Source organism: Aquitalea sp. ASV15, from assembly GCF_016429115.1.
Lineage (GTDB): Bacteria > Pseudomonadota > Gammaproteobacteria > Burkholderiales > Chromobacteriaceae > Aquitalea > Aquitalea magnusonii.
The window spans coordinates 31,950-57,055 of record NZ_JAELTZ010000002.1; the positions used below are offsets into that span (position 1 = coordinate 31,950).

A 25,106-nucleotide genomic window follows, 5' to 3' on the forward strand; every position below is an offset into this window, starting at 1 on the left:
CCATGACGCTGACCGAACTCCGCTACATCGTGGCAGTGGCGCGCGAGCGCCACTTTGGCCGCGCCGCACAAAGCTGCTTTGTCAGCCAGCCCACCCTGTCCATCGCCATCAAGAAGCTGGAAGACGAACTGGGCATCACCCTGTTCGAACGCGGTGGCCAGGAAGTGGCGGTGACGGAAATTGGCGAACGCATCATCGAGCAGTCGCAGCGCGTGCTGGAAGAAGCCGAAACCGTGAAACGGCTGGCTGGCGAACACCAGAACGAGCTGGTCGGCCCGCTCAAGCTGGGGGTGATCTTCACCATCAGCCCCTATCTGCTGCCCAAGCTGATCCCGGCCCTGCGCATTCTGGCACCGGACATGCCGCTGATTCTGGAAGAGAACTACACCGCACGCCTGGCGGAAATGCTCAAGCGTGGCGAAGTGGATGCCATCATCGTGGCCGATCCTTTCGAGGAAGCCGGCACCATGACCTGGCCGCTCTATGACGAATCCTTCGTGGTCGCCACACCCAAGGGGCATCCATGGGAAAAGCTGGCCTGCATCGAGCCCAGCCAGCTGACCGACGAAAGCGTGCTGCTGCTGAACCAGGGCAACTGCTTCCGCGACCAGGTGTTGCAAGCCTGCAGCGAACTGGCCAGCAAACAGAATCACCAGTCTGGTCTGGCCACCACCTTGCAGGGCAGCTCGCTCAACACCATTCGCCACATGGTGGCCAGCGGCATGGGTGTGACCGTGATGCCGTCCACCTCCATCGGCCCTGGCGATGACAGCCTGTTGTCCATCCTGCCCTTCCGTGAGCCGGCACCGCAACGGCGGGTTCTGCTGGTCACCCGCAAGCAGTTTTTCCGCAAGAAGGCGGTGGAAACCCTGCAGCAGGCGGTGTTCCGCTCTGGCTTGGCCGGTGTGGACATGCTGGAAAACGAGAGTCCGCTCGGCAGTTGATCCGGACTCTGCAGATAAAAAAAGCCGCTCCTGAGAGCGGCTTTTTTATTGAGTCAAGACTCAACGGTGGGCTGCACGCACCAACTCCGCCAGTCGGGCAATGCCTTCCTCGATACGGTCAACCGCCGCATGGCTGAAGTTGAGGCGCAAATGGCCAATGCCATCTTGCGGATTCGGGTAGAACGGTTCACCCGGCATGAAGGCGACATTGCACTCGGCCAGCGCGGTCTTGAGCAGTTCACGCGTGTCCTGCGGCTGCTTCAGGGTCAGCCAGAAGAACAAGCCACCCTTGGGAACCTGCCAGTCGGCCAGATCGGCAAAATGCTTTTCTAGCGCAGCCTGCATGGCATCACGGCCCACGCGGTAGGTATCGCGCAGCGATTGCAGATGGGCCGGAAACGCCGGATCGGCCAACTGCTGGGCAATAAACCACTGTCCCGGACGGTTGCTGTGCAGATCAGTAGACTGCTTCAGCTTGACCAGATGCGGATACAGCTCGGGCGAGGCGATCAGATAGCCGATGCGCAAGCCCGGTGCCAGCGTCTTGGAGAAGGAGCCGGCATAAATCCACGGCGTATTCTTCAGGTGACTCACCAGCGGCGCCGGTGCTTCGCCATCGTAAGACAGGGCGCGGTATGGATCGTCTTCATACACTGGCAAGCCGTGGGCGTCGATCACCTCGGCCAGCGCACGGCGGTTTTCCTCGCTGTAACAGGCGCCGGACGGGTTCTGGAAGCTGGGAATCAGGTAGGTCAGCCGCGGCTTTGCCGTGCGCAGGGCCTGCTCGAGCTTGGCCGGCGGCAGTTGGCCATTCTCCTGGGCAACTGCAGTAATGGCCGCACCAAACAGCTTGAAGGACTGCAAGGCTGCCAGATAAGTGGGGCCTTCGGTCAGCACCGGTGTGCCCGGATCGATGAACAGCTTGGACGCCAGGTCGATGGCCTGTTGCGAGCCGGACAACACCAGCACTTGCTCGGCGCTGCACTGCAGCCCCAGCGCTCTGGCCTGGGCCGCGATCAGTTCGCGCAGCTGCGGCTCACCCTCGGTCGTGCCGTATTGCGCCAGATCAGGCGGCAGGCCGCTGAAGTCCAGCTGCGGCAGACAGCTGGCTGCCGGCAGACCACCGGCAAAGGAAATGACTTCCGGGCGCTGGGCGGCGGCAAGGATTTCGCGGATCAGCGAACCCATCAGTCGTTCGATACGTTCTGAAAACATGGTAATCTCCATGACTGTCGCAGCGGCATGTCCGCCATATTGCCGTGGCCGAGGGTGGTAAGCCTACGGAAGCCCAGCTCCTGCAGCAGTAAGGGTGATTTCTTCTGCTACCGCTTTATGGTCTGCCACTGCGCCAATCCATCAAACAATAAACGTCAATTTTTTTGACCTAATTTACCCCTGACAGGGGATGTCGTCAACATGCCTGACAGCGATAACGCGATTGATTTGCGCGCAGCCATGGAAGTGTTCTTCCATGCCTACAAAGCCTTTACCGCCAAGCCGGATGAAATCCTGGCCCGGCGTGGCCTGGCCCGGGTGCATCACCGCATACTGTTTTTTGTGGCGCGCTACCCCGGCCTGTCGGTGAAGGACCTGCTGGGCGCGCTGGACGTGACCAAGCAGGCCATCAACATGCCGCTGCGCCAACTGGTGGAGATGGGACTGATCGCCAGCGTGGCGGCCAGCCACGACAAGCGGGTAAAGCAGCTGACGCTGACCGGCGAAGGCCGCAAGCTGGAAGAGGCCCTGCACAAGGAGCAGGCACGCTTGCTCAGCCAGGCCTTCAACCGCATCGGTGATACCGCCACCCGCGACTGGATGGCGGTCAATGCGCAATTGGCCGGGCGTGCCGAAGCCGAGGACGCCAAGCACTGAGCCGGCTCCCTGCCTGCCGCATGTAAAAAAGCCCGCGTCATGTAACACGGGCTTTTGTTTGGGCTGGGTAGTCCGGCTCAGCTGATTTTCTGGTAGCGCACTTCGAGGATTTCGATGTCCTCGTCGCCGTCCGGGCCACGAAACACCACGCTGTCGCCCTCGCGCGCCTTGAGCAGGGTGCGGGCAATCGGCGAAATCCAGCTGATATGACCGCGCGGCAGGTCGATCTCGTCCACGCCGACAATGCTCAGCAACTGCTCGCTGCCATCGCCCCGTTCGATCAGCACGGTGGCCGAGAAAAAGACCTGGTCGGTGGCTTCACGGGCTTCGGGATCGACCACTTCGGCCAGCTCCAGCCGCTTGGTCAGAAAGCGGATGCGGCGGTCGATTTCACGCAGCCGCCGCTTGCCGTACAGATAGTCGCCGTTTTCCGAGCGGTCGCCATTGCTGGCCGCCCAGTTGACCACCTGCACCACTTCCGGCCTTTCCTTGTTGACCAGCTGGTACAGCTCATCCTTCAGCCGCCGCCAGCCACCGGGGGTGATGTAGTTCTTGCTGGAGGCCGGCAGCCGCTGCTCGACTGGCAGATCGTCTTCGGCCTCGTCATTCTCTTTGGTAAATGCCTTGCTCATGCCTGCTTCCCTGCCTTGCGCTGCAATCCGCCACCTTACGTCGATAACGATGGTCGCGGCAAGTTGTCACTCCTCCACCGGCCACAGCCATTCCCGGCAATACACCAGCAGATTCTTCGGCCGCAGCTTCACCTGCTGCAGTTGCGCGTAGTCCAGCCACCGCAGATGGTATTGATTGTCCGGCGTCATGCGCGCCAGCTCCGGCCCGCCCAGCCGCAGGGTGCCGCGAAACTTGCTGGCCAGAAACACATGCTCGATGCGCCCCTTGTGTTCCAGCGTGCACAGCTGCTCGGCCAGCCAGATGCTCAGGCCGGTTTCTTCGCGGGTTTCGCGCACACAGGCCATGGCCGGGGTTTCACCTGCCTTGATGGTGCCACCGGGCAATACGAAGTATTCCTTGCCGTTCTTGATCCGCTGCATCATCAGCAGACGGCCATCCTGAATGATGACCACCGAGGCACGCGGGCCGCGCCGCAAACCCAGCAGGCCGCTGCCACCCGCGGCGGCGGCCGGCGGCACGGTCACATCCTGCGAGCCTGTCGAAAGCAAAACGGGCGACCGCCAGCCGGTCACCCATTTGCAGCAGCGCGCAGCCAGTGCCGTCAGCAACGGCCAGCTGCCACGGCTCACTCTGCCTTGCTTCCGCGGGTTTTCTTGCGGCCGGTCATGGTCAGGTCGGACCACTTCATCACCGCCGCCACTTCCGCTTCGTTCAGTTCGTAGAACTGGCCACGTTTCAAACGCGGCGGCAGGCCGAGGTTGCCGAAGCGCACGCGGATCAGCCGGCTGACCGTGAGGCCGAAGTGTTCGAACATGCGCCGCACTTCGCGGTTACGGCCTTCCTTGATCACCACGTTGTACCACTGGTTGGCACCTTCTTCGGCACCACCGCGCTGGAATACGCGCTGGAAGGCGGCCGGGCCGTCTTCCAGTTCCACACCGGCGGTCATTTCCTTGGCGATTTCCGGGGTCAGCTCGCCCAGCACGCGCACGGCGTATTCCCGCTCCACTTCAAAGCTGGGATGCATCATGCGGTTGGCCAGTTCACCACTGGTGGTGATCAGCAGCAGGCCGGAGGTGTTGACGTCCAGACGGCCCACGGCCACCCAGCGGCTGCTCTTGGCTTGCGGCAGGCGCTCGAACACGCTGACACGACCTTCCGGGTCGTCGCGGGAAACGATTTCGCCTTCCTGCTTGTGATACATGATGATGCGCGGCAGGCGGTCGGCCCACTTGAGCTTGATCACATCACCCTTGGCGGTGACACGGTCTTCCGGACCCACGCGGTCGCCCAGATTGGCTTTCTTGCCGTTCACCATCACCAGGCCGGCTTCAATCCATTCTTCCATTTCGCGGCGGGAGCCGACGCCAGAAGCGGACAGCGCCTTTTGCAGGCGGACCGGTTCAATCTGTTCCTTGTCGAGGCGTACCTCGCGCAGCCGCTTGGACTTTTCTTTCACGTCCTGACTCGGGCTGCGCAGACGCAACTTTTTTGCCTTGATCACCAGCGACTTGCCTTCTGCGCGCGGCTTGCCCGCGGCCGGAGCACGACGCTGTTCGCGCGGGCTTTGTTCACCTTCGGCCACCGGCATGGCGGCGTTCTTGTTGCCAAAGCGGCGCTCATGCTGCAATGCCTCACCGCCCTGGCCTTGCAGGCGCTCGGCCTTTTCCTGGCGGCGGGCAGCCTGCTGCTGGCGGTTGTTTTCCGACTGGCTGCGCTTGCCGCTGCCGGTGGGCTTGGCCTGCACTTCGCCACGACGGTTCACCGTTTCCTTGCGACGACCGGCGAGCGGCTTTTTCGGCTCGGCCACATTGCCGTTGGGTTCACCGTTTTCATCACGCGGCAGGCCACGGGCCTGGCGTTGCAATTCCAGCTGCGCCAGTTCGGCACGGCTCATCTTGAACAGCGGTGCGCTTTCATGCGGTGCGGCATTGGCTTGTGCCTGCAGCAGATTGCCATAGGCATCGCGCGGCGCAGCGGGGCGACGGCCCTGCGGCTTGCCGCCCTGGGCCTGCGCGTCTTGCGGATTGCGCGCCTTGCCAAAGCCTCCCGGCTTGCCACGACCTTGTTGCTGCGGGGCGTTGCCGCGCGGCGCATCGGGCTGACGGCGCGGAGAAGATTCGCGGCCCTTTACACGCGCCACCGGCTGGCGGGCGTTGTTTTGTCCTTTAGACATAAATCATGCTCTTTCATTACGAGCGCACGGCAAAACGGCGTCCGGCCTATTCTGCCTGTGGCTCCAGATTGTCCGCCTCATCGTCGAGGGGGAGAGTGTCTTCGGCGTCTTCGCTGCCGATCTCTTGTGGCTGGGCATCGGGTATGACCAGTGTTCCCAAGTCTGCCAGTGGCGGCAGATCCCTTAGCGAAACAAAGCCAAGATCATCCAGAAACTTGCGGGTGGTGGCATACAGCCCCGGCCGGCCGGGCACGTCCTTGTGCCCGATTACTTCAATCCATCCCCGCTCCAGCAGGGTTTGCATCACGCTGGTGGACACCGACACGCCACGAATGGATTCGATATCACCACGGGTAACAGGTTGTTTGTAGGCGATAATCGCCAGGGTTTCCATCACGGCACGCGAATAACGCGGCGGTTTTTCCGGATTCAGCCGTGACAGATAGGGGGTGAACTCGGCCCGGGCCCGAAAGCGCCAGCCGCTGGCCAGTTTCACCAGTTCCACACCATGGCCACGCCAGTCAGTCTGGATATCTTCCAGAATGTCGTTCAGCAAGGTGGCCTTGATGTCTTCGGTAAACAGCTTTTTGAGCTGGGATACCGACAAGGGTTCCGTCGCGGTCAACAATGCCGTTTCCAGCACGATCTTGAGATAGTTTAAGTCGGTGATGGTGGACATCGGACCAGGTCTCGCCCGGCCTGCGTGCAGGACTGGGGGCGAAAAAATATACATTGCGCGGGGAAGGCGCGGATTTTACCTGATTTCCCGCCCCGCGGCACGGTCAATTGACGCGCGACTGTCATGCGCGCAACAGTTCGCGCCATCAGCTGATGGCGATGCGGACGTAAATCGGCTGATAGGCCAGTTCCTGGCTGACCTTGATCAGCCCTTCCTTGACCAGTTCCAGCACCGCGATGAAGTTGACCACCAGGTGCGCCACGCCCTTGTCGACTTCGAACAGTTCCTCGAACGGTACGTATTCGCGCTCACTGAGATAGCGCAGGATCCAGCTCATCTGCTCGCGTACCGACAGTTCGTCCTTTTCCACCTTGTGGCTGCGCTTGTGCCGGGCGCGCGACAAAATCGCCAGCCAGGCCTGGCGCAGATCCACTGCGGCCACATCCGGCAGGCGCGCCTCGGCGCCCTGCTCGATCAGCACCGCCAGCCAGGCAAAGTCACGGTCGGCCTGCGGCAGCTTGTCCAGTGCCAGGGCCGCCAGCTTCATTTGTTCGTAGTCCAGCAGGCGGCGTACCAGTTCGGCGCGCGGGTCGTCCGGCTCGCCCTCTTCGTCCAGCGGCGGGCGCGGCAGCAGCAGCCGCGATTTGATTTCAATCAGCAGCGCCGCCATCAACAGGTATTCGGCCGCCAGCTCCAGCCGTTCGCTACGCATGGCGTCGACATAGCTCATGTACTGGCGGGTGATGTCGGCCATGGGAATGTTGAGCACATCGAGGTTCTGCTTGCGAATCAGGTACAGCAGCAAATCCAGCGGGCCTTCGAAGCTTTCCAGTATCACCTGCAAGGCATCGGGCGGGATGAACAGGTCTTGCGGCACTTCCAGCACCGGCTGGCCAAAGACGTGGGCAATGGGCAGGCCAGCCGGCAGTTCCGGCGCAGTCAGGGTAAAGTCGGTGGCGGTGTTCAAGGTACTCATGCGACAGAGTGTAAGCCAGGTGGGTGCGCCTTGAGCCATTCCAGAAACAGGCGTGCCGGCCCGGACAGGCTCACCTTGCGGTGATAGGCCAGCATGATGGTGCGCGCCGGCTCGTAGGGCTGCAAGGGCAGCCGGCACAGGCCGCTGCTGATCATCACTTCGGGCAGGGCGCTCCAGCCCAGCCCGGCCTCCACCAGCATGCGCAGCGCTTCCAGATAATTGGACGGCTCACGCACATCCAGCGGGGTGGCGTGCTGCTGGAACAGGTTTTCGATCAGCCGCCGGCAGCGGGTATTGCTGCCGGGCAACAGGGCCGGATAGCGCGCCAGGTCCTGCAGCGTCAGCGCCGCGAGCAAGGCCAATGGATGTTGCTGAGCCACGGCAAAACACAGCCGCTCGTTCAGTACCTCGACATATTCCAGCGCCTGCTCATGCAGCGGCGGTTCGGACATGAAGCCCAGCTCCAGCTCACCCTGACACAGCAGTTTGTGGGTTTCGGCCGAGGTCTTGAAATCCACGGTGAGGTCGATGCCCGGATACTGGCGGACAAAATCGGCCAGCAGCGGCTTGAGGTAGTACAGGCCGATATGCTGGGTGGTGGCCAGATGCAGCTTGCCAATCTGCGCCGGTTGCAGGCTGCGCAATAGCTGGCTGGCCTGGTCGGCCTCCGCCAGGATGCGCAGCGCATGGGGCAGGAAGGCGCGGCCGGCCTCGGTCAACACCGTGCGCCGGCCGATGCGGTCGAACAGCGTGACGCGCAGGGCATCCTCCAGGCTGCGAATGCGCTTGGACAGGCCGGGCTGGGTGAGGTGCAGGCAGTCGGCGGCGCGCGAAAATGAAGACTCACGCGCAGCACTGACAAAAGCCTTGAGAGCGGCTAGATGAAAATCCATTCCAAATCATTATGGAGATGTCAAACAAATCCAACTTTTTGTTTGATGTAGGTCTGGCTACTATACCAGCACCCTCCTTACTTTGCCTCCGAAACCATTACATGGGAAATCAGAATCTGCCCTGGGTCGCGCCGCTGTCGCTGACCCGCCCGCCACAGGCGCAACTGGCGCGCGCCGTGGTCATGGTGCGCCCGGTCGACTTTGCCTTTAACGAACAGACCGGTGCCGACAATGTGTTCCAGCATCGGCTGAACCTGCCGCCGGCATCCGTCACCGCACAGGCCATGGCGGAATTCGATGCCATGGTGCAGCGCCTGCAGCAATATGGCCTGCAGGTGATGGTGTTGGAAAAAAGCCCAGACGGCATTGCCACGCCGGATGCGGTATTTCCCAACAACTGGTTTAGCACCAGCGCCGATGGCAGCTTGCACATTTATCCGATGCACACGCCCAACCGCCGTCAGGAACGGCGGGTGGAGGAGCTGGCGCGGCTGCTGCTGGGCCATGGCTACCAGATCAACCAGATCAGCTGGGTGGGCCATCCCTGGGAGGAGGAACTGATCCTGGAAGGCACCGGGGTGATGATTTTCGACCATGCCCGCCGCCGGGTGTATGCCGCGCGTTCGCAGCGCTGCCATCCGCTGGCACTGTACCGCTATGCCCGCTTGCGTGGATTGGAGGATGTGCAATTGTTTGACACCGCCGACAGCCACGGCGTCCCCATCTATCACAGCAATGTGATGATGTCGGTGGGGCAGGATATCGCGGTGATCTGTGCCGACAGCCTGTATCAGCCGGAACAACGCCAGCAGGTGCTGGCCACGCTGGAGTCCACCCACGAGGTGATCCGCATCAGCCATCAGCAGGTGGAGCAGCATTTCTGCGGCAATATCCTGCAACTGGCGGCACAAGACGGCACGCCGCTGCTGGCCATGTCGCAGCGCGCCTGGGAAGGCTTCACCCCGGCACAGCGCCGCGTGCTGGAGCGTCATGGCCAGCCGGTGGTCAACCCCATCCCCACCATTGAAGCAGTCGGCGGTGGCAGCTGCCGCTGCATGCTGGCGGAAATCTTCCTGCCGCGTGTCGAGCACTGACACTGGACGCCGCAAGAATGCAATAAAAAAGCCGGAACACATGGTTCCGGCTTTTTGCTTGTAGCCAGGGTGTTGCGAATCAGAAACCCAGCCCCATGGCGGCGCGGACGTCGCTCATGGTTTCCTTGGCCACCTGCTCGGCGCGACGACAGCCTTCGAATACGATTTCCTTGACCCGGTCCGGATGCGACAGATACTGCTCGGCGCGTTCGAACATCGGTTGCTGTTCACGCAGCACGCCTTCGATTACCGGTTGCTTGCAATCCAGACAGCCGATGCCGGCGCTGGTACAGCCCTGCTTCACCCATTCGCGGGTGTCGTGATCGCTGTACACCTGATGCAGCTGCCACACCGGGCATTTTTCCGGATTACCGGCATCGGTACGGCGTACGCGGGCCGGGTCGGTGGGCATGGCCTTGACCTTCTTGCTCACCTGTTCCGGCGCTTCGCGCATGGTGATGGTGTTGCCATAGGACTTGGACATTTTCTGGCCGTCCAGACCCGGCATGCGCGAGGCGGCGGTCAGCTTGGCTTCCGGCTCCGGCAGAATGGTCTTGCCCTTGTTTTCCAGCCAGCCGGCCAGCCGTTCGCGGTCGGCCACGCCCAGGTTCTGGCTGGCAGCCAGAATCTCGCGCGCAGCTTGCAGGGCTTCGGCATTGCCGTCCTGCAAATAAGCGGTACGCTGCTGCATGAACTGCTTGCCCTGCTTGCCGATTTTCTTGGCGGCGGCCTGGGCCAGCTCGTCGAAATTGGCTTCGCGGCCAAACAGGTTGTTGAAGCGGCGGGCCACTTCGCGGGTCAGTTCGATATGCGGCACCTGGTCTTCGCCCACCGGCACCAGCCCGGCCTTGTACACCAGGATGTCGGCGGCCTGCAGCAGCGGGTAGCCGAGGAAGCCGTAAGTACCCAGATCCTTGGTGGACAGCTTTTCGATCTGGTCCTTGTAGGTGGGCACGCGCTCCAGCCAGGACAGCGGGGTCACCATGGACAGTGCCAGGTGCAGCTCGGCATGCTGCGGCACCTTGGACTGCAGGAATACCGTGGCCTTGTCCGGGTCGACGCCGGCCGCCAGCCAGTCGATTACCATGTCCCAGATGCTCTTTTCGATGATGGAGACATTATCGTAATTGGTGGTGAGGGCGTGCCAGTCGGCCACCATGAAATAGCAATCGTGACTGCTCTGCAGCTCTACCCAGTTCTTGATGACGCCGTGGTAATGGCCAAGGTGCAGGCTGCCCGTGGGGCGCATGCCGGAAAGGATGCGGTTGGCAAACATGGAGCGGATTCCAGTTAGAAAAAGAGACTGAGCAGATGATACACCAGCTGGCGCAGCGGATTGAGCAGCGGCATGAGCACGCCGGTAAAGATCAGTGCGATCAGTATCCACATGCCATAGGGTTCCAGCCGCGAATACTTGTAGGCGAGGCCAGGCGGCAGCAGGCTTTCCACGATGCGCCCGCCATCCAGCGGCAGCAGCGGCAGCAGGTTGAGCACCATCAGCATGACGTTGATATTGATGCCGGCCTTGCTCATCAGCGCCAGCGGTTCGGAATAGCTGTTGTTCATGACGATGGCCAGCTTGAGCAACAAGACCCACAGCACCGCCATGATGAAGTTGGCCAGCGGGCCGGCAGCCGCCACCCAGCGCATGCCGACGCGCGGATTGCGCAGCGCACCGAAATTCACCGGCACCGGTTTGGCCCAGCCGAACAGCACGCCGCCCATCATCAGCGACAGCAGCGGCAGCAGTACGGTGCCCACCGGGTCAATGTGCTTGAGCGGGTTAAGCGTCATGCGCCCCAGCATATAGGCGGTGGCATCGCCAAAACGCTTGGCGGCATAGGCATGCGCGGCTTCGTGCAGGGTAATGGCCAGCAGCACCGGCAAGGCATAGATGCTGATCTGCTGGATCAGTTGAGAGGTATCGCCCATAGCTTCTTTTCTGTTTGGGTAAGATGAACCACTACTAGATGGGGACAGCCGGCCAGGGTTCCAGCCGGGCTGGCTATAAACCGAAAACGGCCGGGTCGCCCTTGCCACGGCGCAGCAGTTCCACGCCGTCGGTCATGTCGATCACCGTGGTGGGATCGGTACCGCACCAGCCGCCGTCAATCACCGCATCCACGCTGTGCTCCAGCCGTTCGCGGATTTCATACGGATCGGTCAGCGCTTCCTCATCGCCCGGCAACAGCAGGGTACAGGACAGGATGGGCTCGCCCAGTTCTTCCAGCAGGGCCAGCGCCACCTTGTGGTCCGGCACGCGCAGGCCGATGGTGGCGCGCTTGGGGTGCAGGGTGCGGCGCGGCACTTCCTTGGTGGCCTGCAGGATGAAGGTGTAACTGCCCGGCGTGGCGGCCTTGAGCTGGCGGAACTGGCTGTTGTCGACGCGGGCGTAATTGGCCAGCTCGGACAGGTTGTGGCAGACCAGGGTCAGGTGATGCTTGAGCTCGATCTGGCGGATGTCCAGGATGCGCTCCATGGCCTTCTTGTCGCCCAGCATGCAGCCCAGCGCGTAGCAGGAGTCGGTGGGATAGACCACCACGCCGCCGCCCCGCAGGATGTTGGCCGCTTCCCGGATCAGCCGCGCCTGCGGGTTATCCGGGTGAATCATGAAGAACTGTGCCATATGCGTGCTTCTGTGTTGGTTATGCCGCGCGTGGGGCGCGAATAATGCGTTCTTGCAATGCCTGCCACACCGGTTGGCAGATGGGTGGCAGGTCATCGGTGCGGCCGACGTCGCGGCCGCCTTCGCCCGGCGCGTGAAAATCGCTGCCGGCGCTGGACAGCAGGCCATAGCGCTGGGCGATCAGCGCGTACTTGTGCATGTCGTCCAGGCTGTGGCTGCCGCTGGCGACCTCGATGCCCTGGCCGCCGGCATCCTTGAAATCCAGAATCAGCCGTTCGGTGAGCGTGCGCCCCATATCGTAACGACCGGGATGGGCGATCACCGCCATGCCGCCAGCGGCGACGATCCAGCCTACGGCATCGGCCAGCCGGGTCCATTCATGCGGCACATAACCGGGCTTGCCCGGCGTCAGGTATTTGCGGAACACGGTGCGGACATCCTTGACCTCGCCGCTATTGACCAGGAAACGGGCAAAATGGGTGCGGCCTATCATTTCCGGATTTTCACACACCGCCATCGCCCCTTCGAAGGCCCCGTGGATACCGATGCGCGCCAGCGAATCGGACATTTCGCGGGCACGCTCCACCCGGCCATCACGGATGGACTGCAGGCCGGCCAGCAGGCCGGCATGTTCGGGGTCGATGCCCAGGCCGACAATATGCACGGTGTGCTTGCCATTCCAGGTGACCGATACCTCGACGCCATCGAGAAAATCCACGCCATGCGCAGCCGCAGCGGCGCGCGCTTCGGCCAGGCCGCGCGTGCAGTCGTGGTCGGTCAGCGCCACCAGCGTGGCCTCGCGGGCGGCGGCGCGGGCGATCACCTCGGCCGGCGGCAGCGCGCCATCGGAGGCGTGCGAATGAAAATGCAGATCGATACTGGCCATGGCTTATTGTCCGTCCTTGTTGTGCCGCGCCTGCCAGGCGGCCAGCCGGCTGCGGTAGTCGCGCAGCTCGGCTTGATAGATGTCGAGAATGCAGGGATCGCAGCCGCTGCCGCAGCACATGTCGTCGCTTACCTCGAACGGCGGTTCTGGCATGGGATCGGCATCATCCGCCGCCGGCGGGAACGGCTCGCTCATCAGGCGGCCACCACCTTGATGGTAAAGCCCTGCCCGCTCACCACCTGACCGGCGCGGATCTTGCAGGTCTTGCGCAATTCCTGCACGCCATTCACCGCCACATTGCCCTCGGCGATGAAATGCTTGGCCTCGCCACCGGAAGAGCACACGCTGCAGCTTTTCAGCAGATCGCACAGGGCGATGTATTCGGTACTCAGTTTGTAGATTTCATTCATTTTACACATCCATTCTGGACAGGCTTGTGCACCGGCTGTGGACAAGTCCTGCAACTGTTTGAGCGAAAAGTCATTTTTGCCATTGCCTGTTTTTTAGGCAGACGCGACTGCTTTTCCACCTGTCAGCGGGACAGTGCTGTGGGGCAGCTGTGGAAAACAGGGACAAGGCCATGAATGATAAAGACTTTGTCGCCATTGCTTATTTTTTGGGCAAACCTGCCCGGCCCAGCGCCTGCAAGGCTTGTGCCAGCCGCGCGGCCTGCCCGCCTTGCAGCAGGGTATAGGCCACGCCCTGGCGCGCCAGTTCGGCCTGGTACAAACCCAGCAACCAGTCGCGCTGTGCGGGATGGCTGCGCAGCGGGTCTGGCTGCCAGGGGATATCGGCCGCCGTCAACAAGGTGAAGGCGTAGTCCTGCGGCCGGTACAGTTGCAGCAGTGCCGGCGAAGGCTGGCCAAAGGCCACATCGGCCCAGATCTTGCAGGTCAGCACCGTGGTGTCGCACACCAGCCAGTCGTGCTCTGCTGCCGCATGCTGCTCGGCCTGCAACTGACCAGCGGCGATGGCTTCGATATCGGCCATGCTCACCTGGTAGTCGCGCCCGGCGTAATAGGCACGGGCATACTCGGCCACGGCCACCGCGCGCAAGCCCTGGCTGCACAAGGCGGCCGCCAGTTGCAGCGACAAGGTGCTCTTGCCGCAGGATTCCGGCCCGATGATGGCGATTCTGATAAGGGACACGGCAACTCACCAGCAAAGAGCATGATTATACGTCGGGATGGCAGCCCGCCAGTAGTCTTGCCGCGCATTTCTGTACACGGTGCACGGTTTCGCACAAGCGACGGGGACAGCCTTGTGCGTGAGCTGTGGACAAACAGGCTAAGTCGTTGAAAGTAATCAGCCTTGCACTGGTTGCCCGTTTTTTAGGCAGGCCGGCGTTTCCGGCCACCTGCCCGTGGCCGGCAGTGTTATCGCAGTTTTACACACCGGGCGGGGACAGGCTTGTGCACGGTCTGTGGGCAAGTCGGCTAAGTGTCTGAAACGGGACAGGGTTTTGCTGGCTGCCTGTTTTTTAGGCAATGGCCTGTTTGTCCAGCCGACTGCTGCTGTCCATACCTGAAAATGAGGCTTGGCCGGGGTTTTGCACAGCTGGCGGGGACAGGCTTGTGCACGGCCTGTGGGAAACTGCAGCAAGCCAATGAAATCAATGTACTTTTTCAAAAATGCTGATTTTTTAGGCAGCCCGCGCCAGTGCACCGCAAGCCTGCGGCCATGGCAGGCAGCAGCGGCTTTTGCACAAGCAGAGGGGACAGCCTTGTGTGTGGACTGTGGACAAACTGTCTAAGCCATTGAGGTAAAAAGGGCTTTCTGTCACTGCCTGTTTTTTGGGCAGCCGCCCTGCTTTTCCCCACCCCGCGTGTACCACGGTGTGGAGGGCTTGTGGATAGCATGGGCAAGCTACTGATCTGGCAGTGAAAAATCCAGCTGCTTGTTTTTTAGGCAAATCACCGTAGCTGGCAGCAACAAGGGCGTGCCAATGGCACGCCCTTGTTCTTCCTTCAGACTGGCCTGGCAAGCTTAGCTGCTCTCACCCCGCAGCGGGCTTGCCAGCTGTTGGCGCAAGGCCGCGCCACGCAAGCCCTGCGACAGCAACACCAGCAGCTTGGCGGAGGCGGCTTCCGGTGTCAGGTCTGCGCCGGCCACCGCCCCGGCGCGCGCCAGCGGCTGGCTGGCGGCATAGGCCCCGACTTCCACCGCACCATGCACCACCTGGCTGATATTCAGCACCGCGCCGCCCTGTGCCGTCAATGCGGCCACGCCAGCGAGCAAGGCCGGATCCGCCGGCGTATTGCCATTGCCATAGCTCATCAGCACGGCGCCATCCAGTTCGCCCGCCTGCATGATCTGTCCCGCAAGGGTGCTGGCATGACCGGGAGTGAGGAAAAAGGTGGCCAGCTTGAGCGAGACATCCAGCTTGACCGGGGTGAAATCAGCCGTAGCGGCCAGCCAGTGCTGGCGCTGCCACTGGGCCTGGATGCCAAAGCTGGCCAGTGCCGGGGCATTGGGACTGGCAAAGCCGGCAAAGCTGGCTGCATCCAGCTTGCGCGCGCGGCAGCCACGCAGCAGCAGGCGGTTGAAGGCAATGCACACTTCGTGCAGATCGGGCTGGCTGGCGGCTTCCAGCGCATCGGCCAGATTGCTCCAGCCATCCGAGCGCGGATGCACCAGCGGCAGTTGTGAACCGGTGACGATGACCGGCTTGGCCAGACCTTGCAGGGCAAAGGCCAGCACGCTGGCGGTATAGGCCATGGTGTCGGTGCCGTGGATCACCACGAAACCGTCGTAATCGGCATAGCGCGCGATCAGGTCATCCAGCAGTTGCTGCCACTGCGCCGGCACGATGGCCGACGAGTCGATCAGCTGCGGGTATTCCAGTACATCGAAATCCAGCGCCGGCGTGCGAAAACGCTGCAGCAGCTGCGGCAACAGGCCGGGAACAGGGGCCAGGCCCTCCGGAGTGTGGTCCATGCCAATGGTGCCTCCGCTATAGAGGACAAGCAGGCGGGTCATGGTTGCATCCTTGGTCGACATCAAACAGCCGGCATGGTAGCGCAAAAACCGCGGGCCTGCGGCATCCCTGCCATGACAAAACCCCCGTGACAGCATGGCTGCGACGGGGGCTGACAGGCGGAAAACGGCTTAGCGCAATGCTTGGTTGATCGCGTCATTCACGGCATGCTGGGCAACACCGATCTGGCCGATGATGTAATGCTGCAGGCCGCGCAGATAGGGATCGCCCTCTTCATGGCTGGCATCCTGCCTGGCCTTGTCCAGCAGGCGCAGGGCCTGGTGGAAACGGTCATCCGGGCGATATTGCGCATCCGGCGGCATGCGCTGGAAGGGGTCTTTGCCATCATCGATGGCGGCATCATGCATGGCATGCAGGGCCTGGTTAATGGCTTCCACGGCACGGCGCTCGCCCTGCTCCACCCGTGGCTGATCCGGGCGGGACAGCAAATCGCGGGCGATGCGCAGGTCAGTCATGGCATGGCTGTAGTAGGGATGCTGTTCCGGCTGCCAGTGATGCTGCTCGAAGCGCCAGGGCATGCCTTCATGCCACTCCCCCTGGCGCATGTCGGAATGCCAGTCGTTGCCATGCCAGTCATCGGCCATGGCCGTGCCGCTTGCCAGCAGGGCCACACCAGCCAGCAGCAGGCTGGCGACAGATTTCTTCAAGATCAACATGATTGCTCTCCTTGATTACAAGCGACTTTTTTTATTGTGGCGGTAAATCAGAATGCTGGTCCGGCTCAGCGCAGTGCGTCGGCAATGGCTTGCTGGGTGGCGCGATGCGCATCATCTATATGGTGCAGGATGCGCCCCTGCAGATCGCGCACCCAGGGGTCGTCCTCGCGGTGGCTGGCATCGCGCTTGGCCTGCTCCAGCAATTGCAGCGCCTGATGGAAGCGGTCGGTCGGGCTCAGCCGGGCATCCGGCGCAGGAATCTGCCAGGGGTTCTTGCCGTCTTCGATGGCGGCCTGCTTCATTTCATTCAGCGCAGCATCGATGGCACCGACAGCCCAGCGCTCGTCATCCTGCACCGGCTGTACATCAGGCCGCGCCAGCAGGGCACGCGCCTGGCGCAGATCGCTCATGGCATGACCGTAATACGGATGTTCGGCGGGGTTCCAGTGCGGGGCGGCAGCCACCGGGGCCGGCTTGTACACCACCTGGGTACGCGGCGGCACCACCACGCAGGCACTCAGGCCGGATACGGCAGCGGCCAGCATCAGCCAACGGCCACTGCGCAGGATATGTGCTTTCATCGAAAACTCTCCGGAAGTGAGAAACTGTCTGCAGCATGTCGCAAGCGCTGCAGAACGTCTGTAGCCATGCTGTATCGCTTGGTAAGCCTATGTAATGAAACTGTGTGCAATTGTTAATTCATGACAAGAATCTTCAATTATTCACACACTAACCCATTGGCATGGCAGTGATGCCCAGATCTCCCGGCTCGGCCGGCAGCTGGCTGTCCACCGATAGCCGGATGGCATCGTGCCGCCAGTACTCGACATCGCAATCGATGATGCGCTGCTGCTGGTCGTAATTGATGCGGGTGATGCGCAGGATGGGGCTACCATCGGCCAGCATCAGCGCCTGCGCCACCTCGCCGCGCGCGGCGGTAGGGGTGATGTCGAAGCGCGAACGGCGGTAATGCAGGCCGTAGCGGGTCTGGTACAGCTCGGTCAGCGATTGCGACAGGTCTTCGTTCATGATGCCGGGAAAGCATTCCGGCTTCAGATAGTGCTCGACATACATCACCACCCGGCCATCCAGGCTGCGCTGGCGGCAAATCTGCAATACCCGCGCCAGTGCCGACAATTGCAAGCGCTGGCACATCTCCGGCGTGGCCACCATGCTGCGTGCCGACAGCACCCGGGTATCCACCCGCCGCTGTTGCTGTTGCACCATCTGCTGGAAATGCACCCGGTACTGCGGGTTGTATTCCAGCCGGGGCGGGGCGACAAACCAGCCGCGCCGGTCTTCGCGGTAGATGCAGCCTTCGGCCTCCAGCGCCAGCAAGGCATCCTTCAGGGTGATGCGGGTGGTATCAAACAGCTCGGACAAGCTGCGTTCGGATGGCAATTTGCCGCCGGGAGGCAACAATCCCCCTTCGATCTGCGCCAGCAGGGACTGTCTGATCCGGGCGACTTGTGTCTGGTTATTTTCTTCTGACATGCTCTGGACTAGTCCACGTTGATTTGATTACAGCTTGGAGCCAATGACAACACTTGCTGCGACCTTGCGCCTGCGGCCTGCTGCCTTTTCTGTCGGCCACGGCGCACCTTGCCACAGGGACACTGTGCGATTAGCTTGGTCGCTGTTAATGTTTAGCAAATTCAAATGACAAGCCTGCGACAGCTGGTCGGAATATGGCCAAAACAGGTCGCACCGGAGACTTCACACAACAGACATGCAACTGAAACTTGGCCCACATCATTTCGTCATCTGTACTGCCTATGATCGCCCTGCTCAACTGACCTAGTCCAAAGGATGGAACCAATGAACAAGAAGCTGATGGCTGCAGTAGTTTTGTCCGCACTGAGTGTAGGTGCTTCCGCTGTCCATGCACAGGATCTGAACAGTCTGATCAAGGCCGCCAAGCAGGAAGGCGAACTGACCACGATTGCCCTGCCGCACGACTGGTGTGGCTATGGTGACCTGGTGGCCGGCTTCAAGGCCAAGTATGGCATCAAGGTGAACGAACTGAACCCTGACGCCGGTTCCGGTGACGAGATCGAGGCGATCAAGGCCAACAAGGGTAACAAGGGTCCGCAGGCACCGGACGTGATCGACGTGGGTCTGTCCTTTGGTCCGCAAGCCAAGGAAGCCGGCCTGCTCCTGCCGTACAAGGTGTCCACCTGGAACAGCATTCCGGCTGAAGTGAAGGACAAGGACGGCTACTGGTACGGCGACTACTACGGCGTGCTGGCTTTCGAAGTGAACACCGACATCATCAAGAAGGTACCGGCTGACTGGTCCGACCTGCTGAAACCGGAATACCGCAACGCCGTGGCGCTGGCCGGTGACCCGCGCACCGCCAACCAGGCCATCATGGGCGTGTACGCTGCCGGTCTGTCGCAAGCCGGTGGCAACCCGGCCAAGGCTGCCGATGCCGGCCTGAAATTCTTCGCGCAACTGAACAAGAGCGGCAACTTCGTGCCGGTGATCGGCAAGGCGGCCTCGCTGGCCCAGGGCACCACCCCCATCATCGTGCGCTGGGACTACAACGCCCTGGCCGACCGCGACACCCTGAAGGGCAATCCGAAAGTGGCCGTGGTCGTGCCCAAGTCCGGCGTGGTGGCTGGCGTGTACGTACAGGCGATCAGCGCCTATGCTCCGCACCCGAACGCCGCCAAGCTGTGGATGGAATACCTGTACTCCGACGAAGGCCAACTGGGCTGGCTGAAGGGCTATTGCCACCCCAGCCGCTTCAACGACCTGGCTGCGCGCAAGAAAATCCCGGCTGATCTGCTGTCCAAGCTGCCGGCTGCCGCCAACTACAAAAAGGCCGTGTTCCCCACCCTGGAACAACAGGAAGTGTACAAGGCCACCATCACCAAGCAGTGGGACAGCGTGGTGGGCAGCAACGTCAAGTAAGCCCGCCAGCATCTGAGCCCCAGACCTCATGGCCGTGCAAGCGGCCATGACGGTTTTTGACCCCATCCATCAGGGAAGTGACCCGACCCTGCCCGCGTGGCAGTACAACAGCAAGGCAGCGGCCGCCCACCGGCCCCACCGCTGCTGATGCCGGGCACGCCCTTGTACACGAGGCTGCACCACGGATGAGTACTTCACCCGATTCCCTCACGCACCGCCCCGCGCCCGAAGCAGGCCAGATCCGCAAGGGTCTGACACTGTCTTCGCTCAACTGGCTGGGCGTGGCACCGTTTTTCCTGTTTGCATTGCTGTTCCTGATCCTGCCCACGACCACGCTGATGATCGGCGCGTTTCAGGATGCCAACGGCCATTTCACCCTGGGCAATATCGCCAGACTGTTCGACGACAACATTCTGTCGGCCTACTGGATCAGCTTCAAGGTCAGCGCCGCGTCGGCGCTGGGTGGTACCGTCATCGGCCTGGCGCTGGCGCTGGCGGCGATTCAGGGTGGCCTGCCGCAATGGATACGCCCCACGCTGATGACCTTCTCCGGCGTGGCGTCCAACTTTGCCGGCATCCCCTTGTCCTTCGCCTTTCTGGCCACACTGGGCCGCATGGGTCTGGTGACGGTATTGCTGCGCAACTATGCCGACTTCGACCTCTACAGTACCGGTTTTTCCATTCTCAGCTTTCTGGGCCTGACCCTGACCTATCTGTACTTCCAGATTCCGCTGATGGTGCTGATCGTCACCCCGGCCATTGACGGCCTGCGTGCCGAATGGCGCGAAGCCTGCGAAAGCCTGGGTGGCAACAGCGTGGCCTACTGGTGGCATATCGCCCTGCCCATTTTGTGGCCCAGCATCCTGGGTTCGGCGCTGCTGCTGTTCGCCAACGCCTTTGGCGCGGTGGCCACCGCCTATGCGCTTACCGGCAGCTCGCTCAATATCGTGCCCATCCTGCTGTATGCACAGATCCGCGGCGACGTGCTGCACGACCAGAACCTGGGCTACGCCCTGGCACTGGGCATGATCGTGGTGACCGGCCTGTCCAATGCCGGCTATATCTGGCTGCGCAGCCGCGCCGAAAGGGGGCGTGAATGAAATCGACATCGCGACTGGGTGCCTGGGTGGCCATTGCCATCGGCACCCTTTATTTCCTGCTGCCGCTGATTGCCACTTTCGAGTTCAGCCTGAAAATGAACCGCGATGGCTACAGCTTCGAAGCCTACAAGGTGGTGCTGGCCGACCCCGGCTTTCAGGCAACCTTTGGCTATTCCACGCTGATGGCGGTGCTCACCATCATCGTTGGCATCCTGCTGGTGGTGCCCACCGCCTACTGGATCCAGCTGAAGCTGCCACGGCTGCGGCCACTGGTGGAGTTCATCACCCTGCTGCCGCTGGTGATTCCGGCCATCGTCATCGTGTTCGGCTACCTCAAGCTGTACAACAGCAGCTCCTGGCTGCCGCTGACCGGCAACGAGCGCGCCACCGACCTGCTGTTGATGTGCAGCTACGTGACGCTGGCCCTGCCCTATCTGTACCGCTCGGTCGATGCCGGCCTCAGGGCCATCGACGTACGCACGCTGACCGAAGCGGCCGAGAGCCTGGGCGCCAGCTGGCCCAGCATTTTGCTGCAGGTGATCTTTCCCAATGTGAAGTCGGCCATCCTGTCCGGTGCCTTCCTCACCTTTGCCGTGGTCATCGGTGAATTCACCATGGCCAGCCTGCTGGGCCGCCCGGCCTTTGGCCCCTATCTGCAACTGATCGGCTCCAACCGGGCTTACGAGCCCTCGGCGCTGGCCATCATCGCCTTCATGGTGACCTGGGCAGCCATGGGGCTGATCCAGGTATTCGCCCGCAATGCCCGCCCGGCCCGCAAGACGGCCTGAGCAAGACAGAATTCAAGGAACAAGCATGGCCTATCTCACCATCAATAATCTGCACAAGCGCTTCGACGACCACGTCGTGGTGCACGACTTCAACATGCGCATCGAACAGGGCGAGTTCGTCACTTTCCTTGGCCCCTCCGGCTGCGGCAAGACCACGGTACTGCGCATGATCGCCGGCTTTGAAACGCCCACCTCCGGCCGCATCTGCGTCGGTGGCGAGGACATCACCGAGCAGGCCGCACAAAAGCGCGGCATCGGCATGGTGTTCCAGAGCTATGCGCTGTTTCCCAATATGAACGTGACACAGAACATCGGCTTTGGCCTGAAAATGCGCAAATGCCCGGCTGACGACATCAAGCGCAAGGTGGCCGAGGTGATCAAGCTGGTGGAGCTGTCCGGCAAGGAAAACCACTACCCGCATGAGCTGTCCGGTGGCCAGCGCCAGCGTGTGGCGCTGGCGCGCGCACTGGTGGTGGAGCCGCGCATCCTGCTGCTGGACGAACCGCTGTCGGCACTGGACGCCCGCATCCGCAAGAACCTGCGCGAGCAGATCCGCGACATCCAGCGCCGCCTGGGCCTGACCACCATTTTCGTCACCCACGATCAGGAAGAAGCGCTCACCATGTCCGACCGCATCTTCGTGATGAACCAGGGCCGGGTGGAACAGGAAGGCCGCGCCGAAATCGTCTACACCGAACCGGCCACCGAGTTCGTGGCCCGCTTCATGGGTAATTACAATCTGCTGGGCGCGGCCGATACCCAGCGTCTGCTGGGGCTGAACATCAATGGCCACCTGGCCATCCGCCCGGAATCCATTCATGTGCTGGACGGCCACAGCCAGCAGGACGGCACCCTGGCCGGCACCATCCGCCAGCACCAGCTGCTGGGCAATATCATCCGCTACCAGATTGAAAGCGCCGGCATCACCCTGCAGGTGGACCGGCTGAACCGCACCGCCAGCGACCTGATGCCGGCCGGCACCGAAGTCAGGCTGCAGATCAGCCGCGACGACATGCGCGAGGTACGCTGATGCTGGCCATATTCGATCTGGACGACACCCTCACCGACGGCGACAGCTCCAGCCTGTGGCTGCAATTCATGGTGGAACACGGCCTGGCCGCCGCCGACATGCTGCCGCGCGAGGCCGAGCTGATGGCGGCCTACCGCCGTGGCGAGCTGCGCATGGAAGACTATATGGCATTCACCCTGCAGCCGATGCAGGGCCGCAGCCTGGAGGAGGTGGCCGAGTGGGTGGAACGCTTCATCGCTGACAAGATCGCTCCCATCGTGTTTCCGGCCGCACGGGAAACCCTGGCGCGCTACAAGGCGGAGGGGCGCACCCTGCTGGTGATCTCCGCCACCGGCGAGCATCTGGTGGGGCCGATTGCACGCTTTCTGGGGGCGGACGACTTTCTGGCCATCTGTCTGGAAACCCGCGATGGCTGCTATACCGGCCACACCCACAGCGTGCTGACCTATCAACACGGCAAGGTGCTGCGCCTGCACGACTGGCTGACGCAACACGGCGCCACGCTGGCAGGCAGCCACGGCTATAGCGATTCCATCAACGATGTACCGCTGCTGCAGGAAGTGGAACAGGCTTATACGGTGAATGCCGACCCGAAACTGGCCGCCGTGGCAGTACAGCACGGCTGGACCCAGCTGAACTGGCAGCGCTAGCTGCCCCGGCCCGGCTGCCTGCCCACTGGCAGCCGGCAGCGGCTGCGTCAGCGGTAATGGCGCAGCATGCGCTGGAACACACCTTCTTGCTGCATGGCGGCCAGCGCCCGGTCCAGTTCGCTGCGGGTGATCAGGCTGCGTGGTGACAGGGCGCAGCGGTTGCGATACTGGCTGATCACCAGCGCCGGCTGCAGCGGCGGCAAGCGCAAGCCATGCGCCAGCTGGTAATCCAGATACAGCCGGTTGGTCACCACATGCTGGACCCGGCCGGCCGCCAGCTTGCGCAGGCTGTCGACCATGCTGTGGGCGTCATCGCGCACAAAGCCGCTGCCCAGTTGCTGCAGCATTTCCGGATAGGCAAAACCCAGTACGGTGCCCACCGGCTGCCCGGCCACATCGCCCAGCTGGCTACGCGCTGCCGCCAGCCTGCTGCTGAGCAACAAGTCCTGGTTATCGAGGAAGGGCCGGCTCCAGCGCAGCGTGGGCGCCGGCATCCACTGCGGCAGCGACAGGCACAGGACATCACCCTGCCCTTGCTCCAGCGCCGCCGTCAGCCGCTTGCGCGGCAATACCCTGAAGCGCACCCCCAGCCGCAGATGCGCCGCCAGTTCCAGCCCGATATCGCGATGCAGACCGTCCTGCAGCTGCCCGTTGACGATATTGGCCTGCGGCATTTCGGTACTGTCATCCACCAGCACCACCAGCTCGCCGGCCGCTGCCGACAGCGCCAGCAGCAGGCCCGCCACACCGGCCAGCCATGTTTGTGGCTTTACCATGCTCACGCTTCCCTGAGTGCCCCTGCTGTGCCGCCGCCAGTGGCCGGCGTCCTGGCCATCATCCCGCCGTCCTTACGGCACGGGATGTAGCGCTTGCCTAATGAAATCCCCCGCGCGCCATGCAGCTCTGATAGCGACCATCCACCCGGCGGGCAAACCACTCGGTGGTGAGCTGGTGGGTGAACTTGGGGCTGACCAGCACGATCTGCGGAATGATCTGGCGCGGCACAGCCTTGCCGGACTGGTCGGCCAACGCAAACACCCGCTTGTACAGCTCGGTCTGGCTGAAGCCGGACAGCTTTTCCTGGCGCAGATCACGCGCCATCTCGTCCGGGCTCATGCGCAAGCGGCCGGCCAGACCATTCAGCGCACGCTGGGTGTCGCTGGTGGCACCGGACAACACGCGGTTCATCTTGTCGCTGTACAACATGATGTCGCCATCCAGCGCCAGCTTCTGTCCGGACAGGCGCTGCACCGCCAGCTGGAAAGCCGCATTGCGGCTGGCGTAGCGGCCGGCATTGTAGTCGGCAAAGCGGTAGACCATGTCAGGATAGCTGATGGGATATTGCAGCAGGATGGCGCTGCCGAAATAGACGCTGCCGCGCAGGCTGAACACTTCGTCACGCAGGCTGCTGTAGCTGTAGGGATAGGGCCAGGCGCGCACCTGGGTTTCGGCAAAGGCCACGCTCACCTGCATCGGCCCGCCATCACGGATGGGATTTTTGTGTTCGAAGATGGTCTGGCCAAAGGGCAGCTCGCGGATCATGTCTTCGTACAAGGCATTCATCTGCTTCTTGGTGCGCAGCGCATTCACCCGTTCCTTGTAGCTCTGGCCATTGGGCGACTTCTTCAGCATGGCGGCATCCACCACCAGCGAGGGAATGAAGTACTTCTGCCGCCGCTCCTCGATCTGACCCCAGACGATCTTGGACAGATTCGGCACCACCGGGTCCGGATTAAAGCCGGACTCCTGCTCGGCCACCGCCAGCACCGCGCAGAAATACTGCGGTGCATAGGGAATCTTCAAATGGCTAAAGGCGGTCATGATGTCGCCGTGCCACTCACGGCGGGCGGGAATGCCGCGCGGCAGCAGGCGCTCCAGCAGGGCGGCGCCTTCCTGCTCGTTATTGTAGGCGGGCAGCAGCGGAGCCGGCACCGGCTTGCTCAGCGGCGCACTGGCGGGGGCTGCTGGCGGGAGCGCGGCCGGCGGCGGAGCGGGCAGCAGGGTTTGCGGCTCGGGCATCGGCGCCGGGCGCACGGCCGGTGTCACCACCGGTGCCGGAAGGGGGGCCACGCTGCTGGCGCAGCCGGCGAGGGCCAGCAACAAGCCGGCAGACAGATAACGGTACATGCGGATCAACCTCGAAAGCCGCCACCCCGCTAAGGGCGGGCGGACAAGAATGCGGCAGCCCC

At 62.4% G+C, this 25,106-nt stretch carries 28 protein-coding genes; 8 read left to right on the top strand and 20 right to left on the bottom strand.

All coding sequences use genetic code 11. From position 1 onward, the window contains the following. The first annotated feature begins 2 nt into the window (after positions 1-2). On the top strand, positions 3-944 hold the full coding sequence (locus tag JHD64_RS01030; protein WP_199051983.1) for a LysR substrate-binding domain-containing protein: 942 nt from the start codon (positions 3-5) through the stop codon (positions 942-944). Positions 945-1,004: 60 nt separating this feature from the next. Here the strand turns inward: JHD64_RS01030 and JHD64_RS01035 are convergent, their stop codons facing one another. Continuing rightward, entirely contained in the window at positions 1,005-2,159 is a 1,155-nt protein-coding gene (locus tag JHD64_RS01035; protein WP_110313339.1) for a PLP-dependent aminotransferase family protein, read from the bottom strand. A 201-nt stretch (positions 2,160-2,360) separates the two neighbouring features. On the opposite strand from JHD64_RS01035, the gene JHD64_RS01040 reads away from it, so the two are divergent. Continuing rightward, entirely contained in the window at positions 2,361-2,816 is a 456-nt protein-coding gene (locus JHD64_RS01040) for a MarR family winged helix-turn-helix transcriptional regulator (RefSeq protein WP_059286886.1), read from the top strand. A 77-nt stretch (positions 2,817-2,893) separates the two neighbouring features. Here JHD64_RS01040 and greB read toward each other — a convergent pair whose 3' ends face one another. The 6 genes from greB to JHD64_RS01070 form a co-directional block, all read right to left on the bottom strand. After that, positions 2,894-3,448: a transcription elongation factor GreB gene (gene greB / locus JHD64_RS01045; protein ID WP_059286887.1), complete on the bottom strand. Its 555-nt coding sequence runs from the start codon at positions 3,446-3,448 to the stop codon at positions 2,894-2,896. Between the two features lie 66 nt (positions 3,449-3,514). Further along, complete coding sequence (locus JHD64_RS01050; protein WP_158527722.1) at positions 3,515-3,967, bottom strand: NUDIX domain-containing protein; 453 nt, start codon at positions 3,965-3,967, stop codon at positions 3,515-3,517. A gap of 107 nt (positions 3,968-4,074) precedes the next feature. Continuing rightward, the gene (gene rluB / locus JHD64_RS21870) at positions 4,075-5,214 is read right to left on the bottom strand and encodes a 23S rRNA pseudouridine(2605) synthase RluB (protein ID WP_370540921.1); all 1,140 of its coding nucleotides are present in this window, start codon (positions 5,212-5,214) and stop codon (positions 4,075-4,077) included. 457 nt (positions 5,215-5,671) lie between these two features. Continuing rightward, positions 5,672-6,304: an SMC-Scp complex subunit ScpB gene (scpB, locus tag JHD64_RS01060; protein WP_199051984.1), complete on the bottom strand. Its 633-nt coding sequence runs from the start codon at positions 6,302-6,304 to the stop codon at positions 5,672-5,674. 145 nt (positions 6,305-6,449) lie between these two features. Then, positions 6,450-7,280 (bottom strand): ScpA family protein, encoded by an 831-nt coding sequence (locus JHD64_RS01065; RefSeq protein WP_110313341.1) that lies wholly within the window; start codon positions 7,278-7,280, stop codon positions 6,450-6,452. After that, a complete protein-coding gene (locus JHD64_RS01070; protein WP_059287334.1) occupies positions 7,277-8,173 on the bottom strand; it encodes a LysR family transcriptional regulator in 897 nt (298 codons plus the stop codon). The genes JHD64_RS01065 and JHD64_RS01070 overlap by 4 nt, the downstream gene beginning before the upstream one ends. Before the next feature lie 101 nt (positions 8,174-8,274). Between JHD64_RS01070 and JHD64_RS01075 the strand changes: the two genes are divergently transcribed. After that, positions 8,275-9,267 carry an arginine deiminase-related protein gene (locus tag JHD64_RS01075; protein WP_199051985.1) on the top strand — a complete coding sequence of 331 codons (993 nt, stop codon included), beginning with the start codon at positions 8,275-8,277 and terminating at the stop codon, positions 9,265-9,267. A gap of 79 nt (positions 9,268-9,346) precedes the next feature. On the opposite strand, the gene JHD64_RS01080 is transcribed toward JHD64_RS01075, so the two are convergent. From JHD64_RS01080 to JHD64_RS01130, 11 genes are all read right to left on the bottom strand, one after another. Continuing rightward, positions 9,347-10,543 (bottom strand): tryptophan--tRNA ligase, encoded by a 1,197-nt coding sequence (locus tag JHD64_RS01080; protein WP_059287332.1) that lies wholly within the window; start codon positions 10,541-10,543, stop codon positions 9,347-9,349. A 14-nt stretch (positions 10,544-10,557) separates the two neighbouring features. Next, a complete protein-coding gene (locus tag JHD64_RS01085) occupies positions 10,558-11,199 on the bottom strand; it encodes a site-2 protease family protein (RefSeq protein ID WP_059287331.1) in 642 nt (213 codons plus the stop codon). A 73-nt stretch (positions 11,200-11,272) separates the two neighbouring features. Beyond that, positions 11,273-11,893, bottom strand: a complete 621-nt coding sequence (locus JHD64_RS01090; RefSeq protein ID WP_059287330.1) for an L-threonylcarbamoyladenylate synthase — start codon at positions 11,891-11,893, stop codon at positions 11,273-11,275. A gap of 19 nt (positions 11,894-11,912) precedes the next feature. Continuing rightward, on the bottom strand, positions 11,913-12,779 hold the full coding sequence (locus JHD64_RS01095) for a 3',5'-nucleoside bisphosphate phosphatase (RefSeq protein WP_110313342.1): 867 nt from the start codon (positions 12,777-12,779) through the stop codon (positions 11,913-11,915). Between the two features lie 3 nt (positions 12,780-12,782). After that, complete coding sequence (locus JHD64_RS01100; RefSeq protein ID WP_199051986.1) at positions 12,783-12,974, bottom strand: oxidoreductase-like domain-containing protein; 192 nt, start codon at positions 12,972-12,974, stop codon at positions 12,783-12,785. Beyond that, a complete protein-coding gene (locus tag JHD64_RS01105; RefSeq protein WP_110313344.1) occupies positions 12,974-13,189 on the bottom strand; it encodes an RNA-binding S4 domain-containing protein in 216 nt (71 codons plus the stop codon). The genes JHD64_RS01100 and JHD64_RS01105 overlap by 1 nt, the downstream gene beginning before the upstream one ends. A gap of 199 nt (positions 13,190-13,388) precedes the next feature. Beyond that, positions 13,389-13,928 carry an ATP-binding protein gene (locus JHD64_RS01110; RefSeq protein ID WP_199051987.1) on the bottom strand — a complete coding sequence of 180 codons (540 nt, stop codon included), beginning with the start codon at positions 13,926-13,928 and terminating at the stop codon, positions 13,389-13,391. An 837-nt stretch (positions 13,929-14,765) separates the two neighbouring features. After that, positions 14,766-15,758: an asparaginase gene (locus tag JHD64_RS01115; protein WP_199051988.1), complete on the bottom strand. Its 993-nt coding sequence runs from the start codon at positions 15,756-15,758 to the stop codon at positions 14,766-14,768. Between the two features lie 129 nt (positions 15,759-15,887). Further along, the gene (locus JHD64_RS01120; protein ID WP_199051989.1) at positions 15,888-16,433 is read right to left on the bottom strand and encodes a hypothetical protein; all 546 of its coding nucleotides are present in this window, start codon (positions 16,431-16,433) and stop codon (positions 15,888-15,890) included. A 65-nt stretch (positions 16,434-16,498) separates the two neighbouring features. Further along, entirely contained in the window at positions 16,499-17,014 is a 516-nt protein-coding gene (locus JHD64_RS01125; RefSeq protein WP_199051990.1) for a hypothetical protein, read from the bottom strand. A 148-nt stretch (positions 17,015-17,162) separates the two neighbouring features. Beyond that, positions 17,163-17,927 (bottom strand): UTRA domain-containing protein, encoded by a 765-nt coding sequence (locus tag JHD64_RS01130; RefSeq protein WP_059285092.1) that lies wholly within the window; start codon positions 17,925-17,927, stop codon positions 17,163-17,165. Positions 17,928-18,251: 324 nt separating this feature from the next. Here JHD64_RS01130 and JHD64_RS01135 point away from each other — a divergent pair, with 324 nt between their 5' ends. The 5 genes from JHD64_RS01135 to JHD64_RS01155 all read left to right on the top strand — a co-directional run bounded on the left by JHD64_RS01135 (position 18,252) and on the right by JHD64_RS01155 (position 22,917). Beyond that, a complete protein-coding gene (locus JHD64_RS01135; protein WP_059285091.1) occupies positions 18,252-19,349 on the top strand; it encodes an ABC transporter substrate-binding protein in 1,098 nt (365 codons plus the stop codon). Between the two features lie 185 nt (positions 19,350-19,534). Beyond that, a complete protein-coding gene (locus JHD64_RS01140; RefSeq protein WP_199051991.1) occupies positions 19,535-20,449 on the top strand; it encodes an ABC transporter permease subunit in 915 nt (304 codons plus the stop codon). Next, the gene (locus JHD64_RS01145; protein WP_110313346.1) at positions 20,446-21,237 is read left to right on the top strand and encodes an ABC transporter permease; all 792 of its coding nucleotides are present in this window, start codon (positions 20,446-20,448) and stop codon (positions 21,235-21,237) included. The genes JHD64_RS01140 and JHD64_RS01145 overlap by 4 nt, the downstream gene beginning before the upstream one ends. 25 nt (positions 21,238-21,262) lie before the next feature. Next, positions 21,263-22,267, top strand: coding sequence for an ABC transporter ATP-binding protein (locus tag JHD64_RS01150; protein WP_199051992.1), 1,005 nt, complete (start codon positions 21,263-21,265; stop codon positions 22,265-22,267). After that, positions 22,267-22,917 carry an HAD family phosphatase gene (locus JHD64_RS01155; protein ID WP_199051993.1) on the top strand — a complete coding sequence of 217 codons (651 nt, stop codon included), beginning with the start codon at positions 22,267-22,269 and terminating at the stop codon, positions 22,915-22,917. The genes JHD64_RS01150 and JHD64_RS01155 overlap by 1 nt, the downstream gene beginning before the upstream one ends. A 47-nt stretch (positions 22,918-22,964) precedes the next feature. Here the strand turns inward: JHD64_RS01155 and JHD64_RS01160 are convergent, their stop codons facing one another. Both JHD64_RS01160 and JHD64_RS01165 read right to left on the bottom strand, forming a co-directional pair. Beyond that, on the bottom strand, positions 22,965-23,693 hold the full coding sequence (locus JHD64_RS01160; RefSeq protein WP_199051994.1) for an ABC transporter substrate-binding protein: 729 nt from the start codon (positions 23,691-23,693) through the stop codon (positions 22,965-22,967). A 97-nt stretch (positions 23,694-23,790) separates the two neighbouring features. Beyond that, positions 23,791-25,044 (bottom strand): DUF1615 domain-containing protein, encoded by a 1,254-nt coding sequence (locus tag JHD64_RS01165; RefSeq protein ID WP_110313348.1) that lies wholly within the window; start codon positions 25,042-25,044, stop codon positions 23,791-23,793. Positions 25,045-25,106 lie beyond the last annotated feature (62 nt).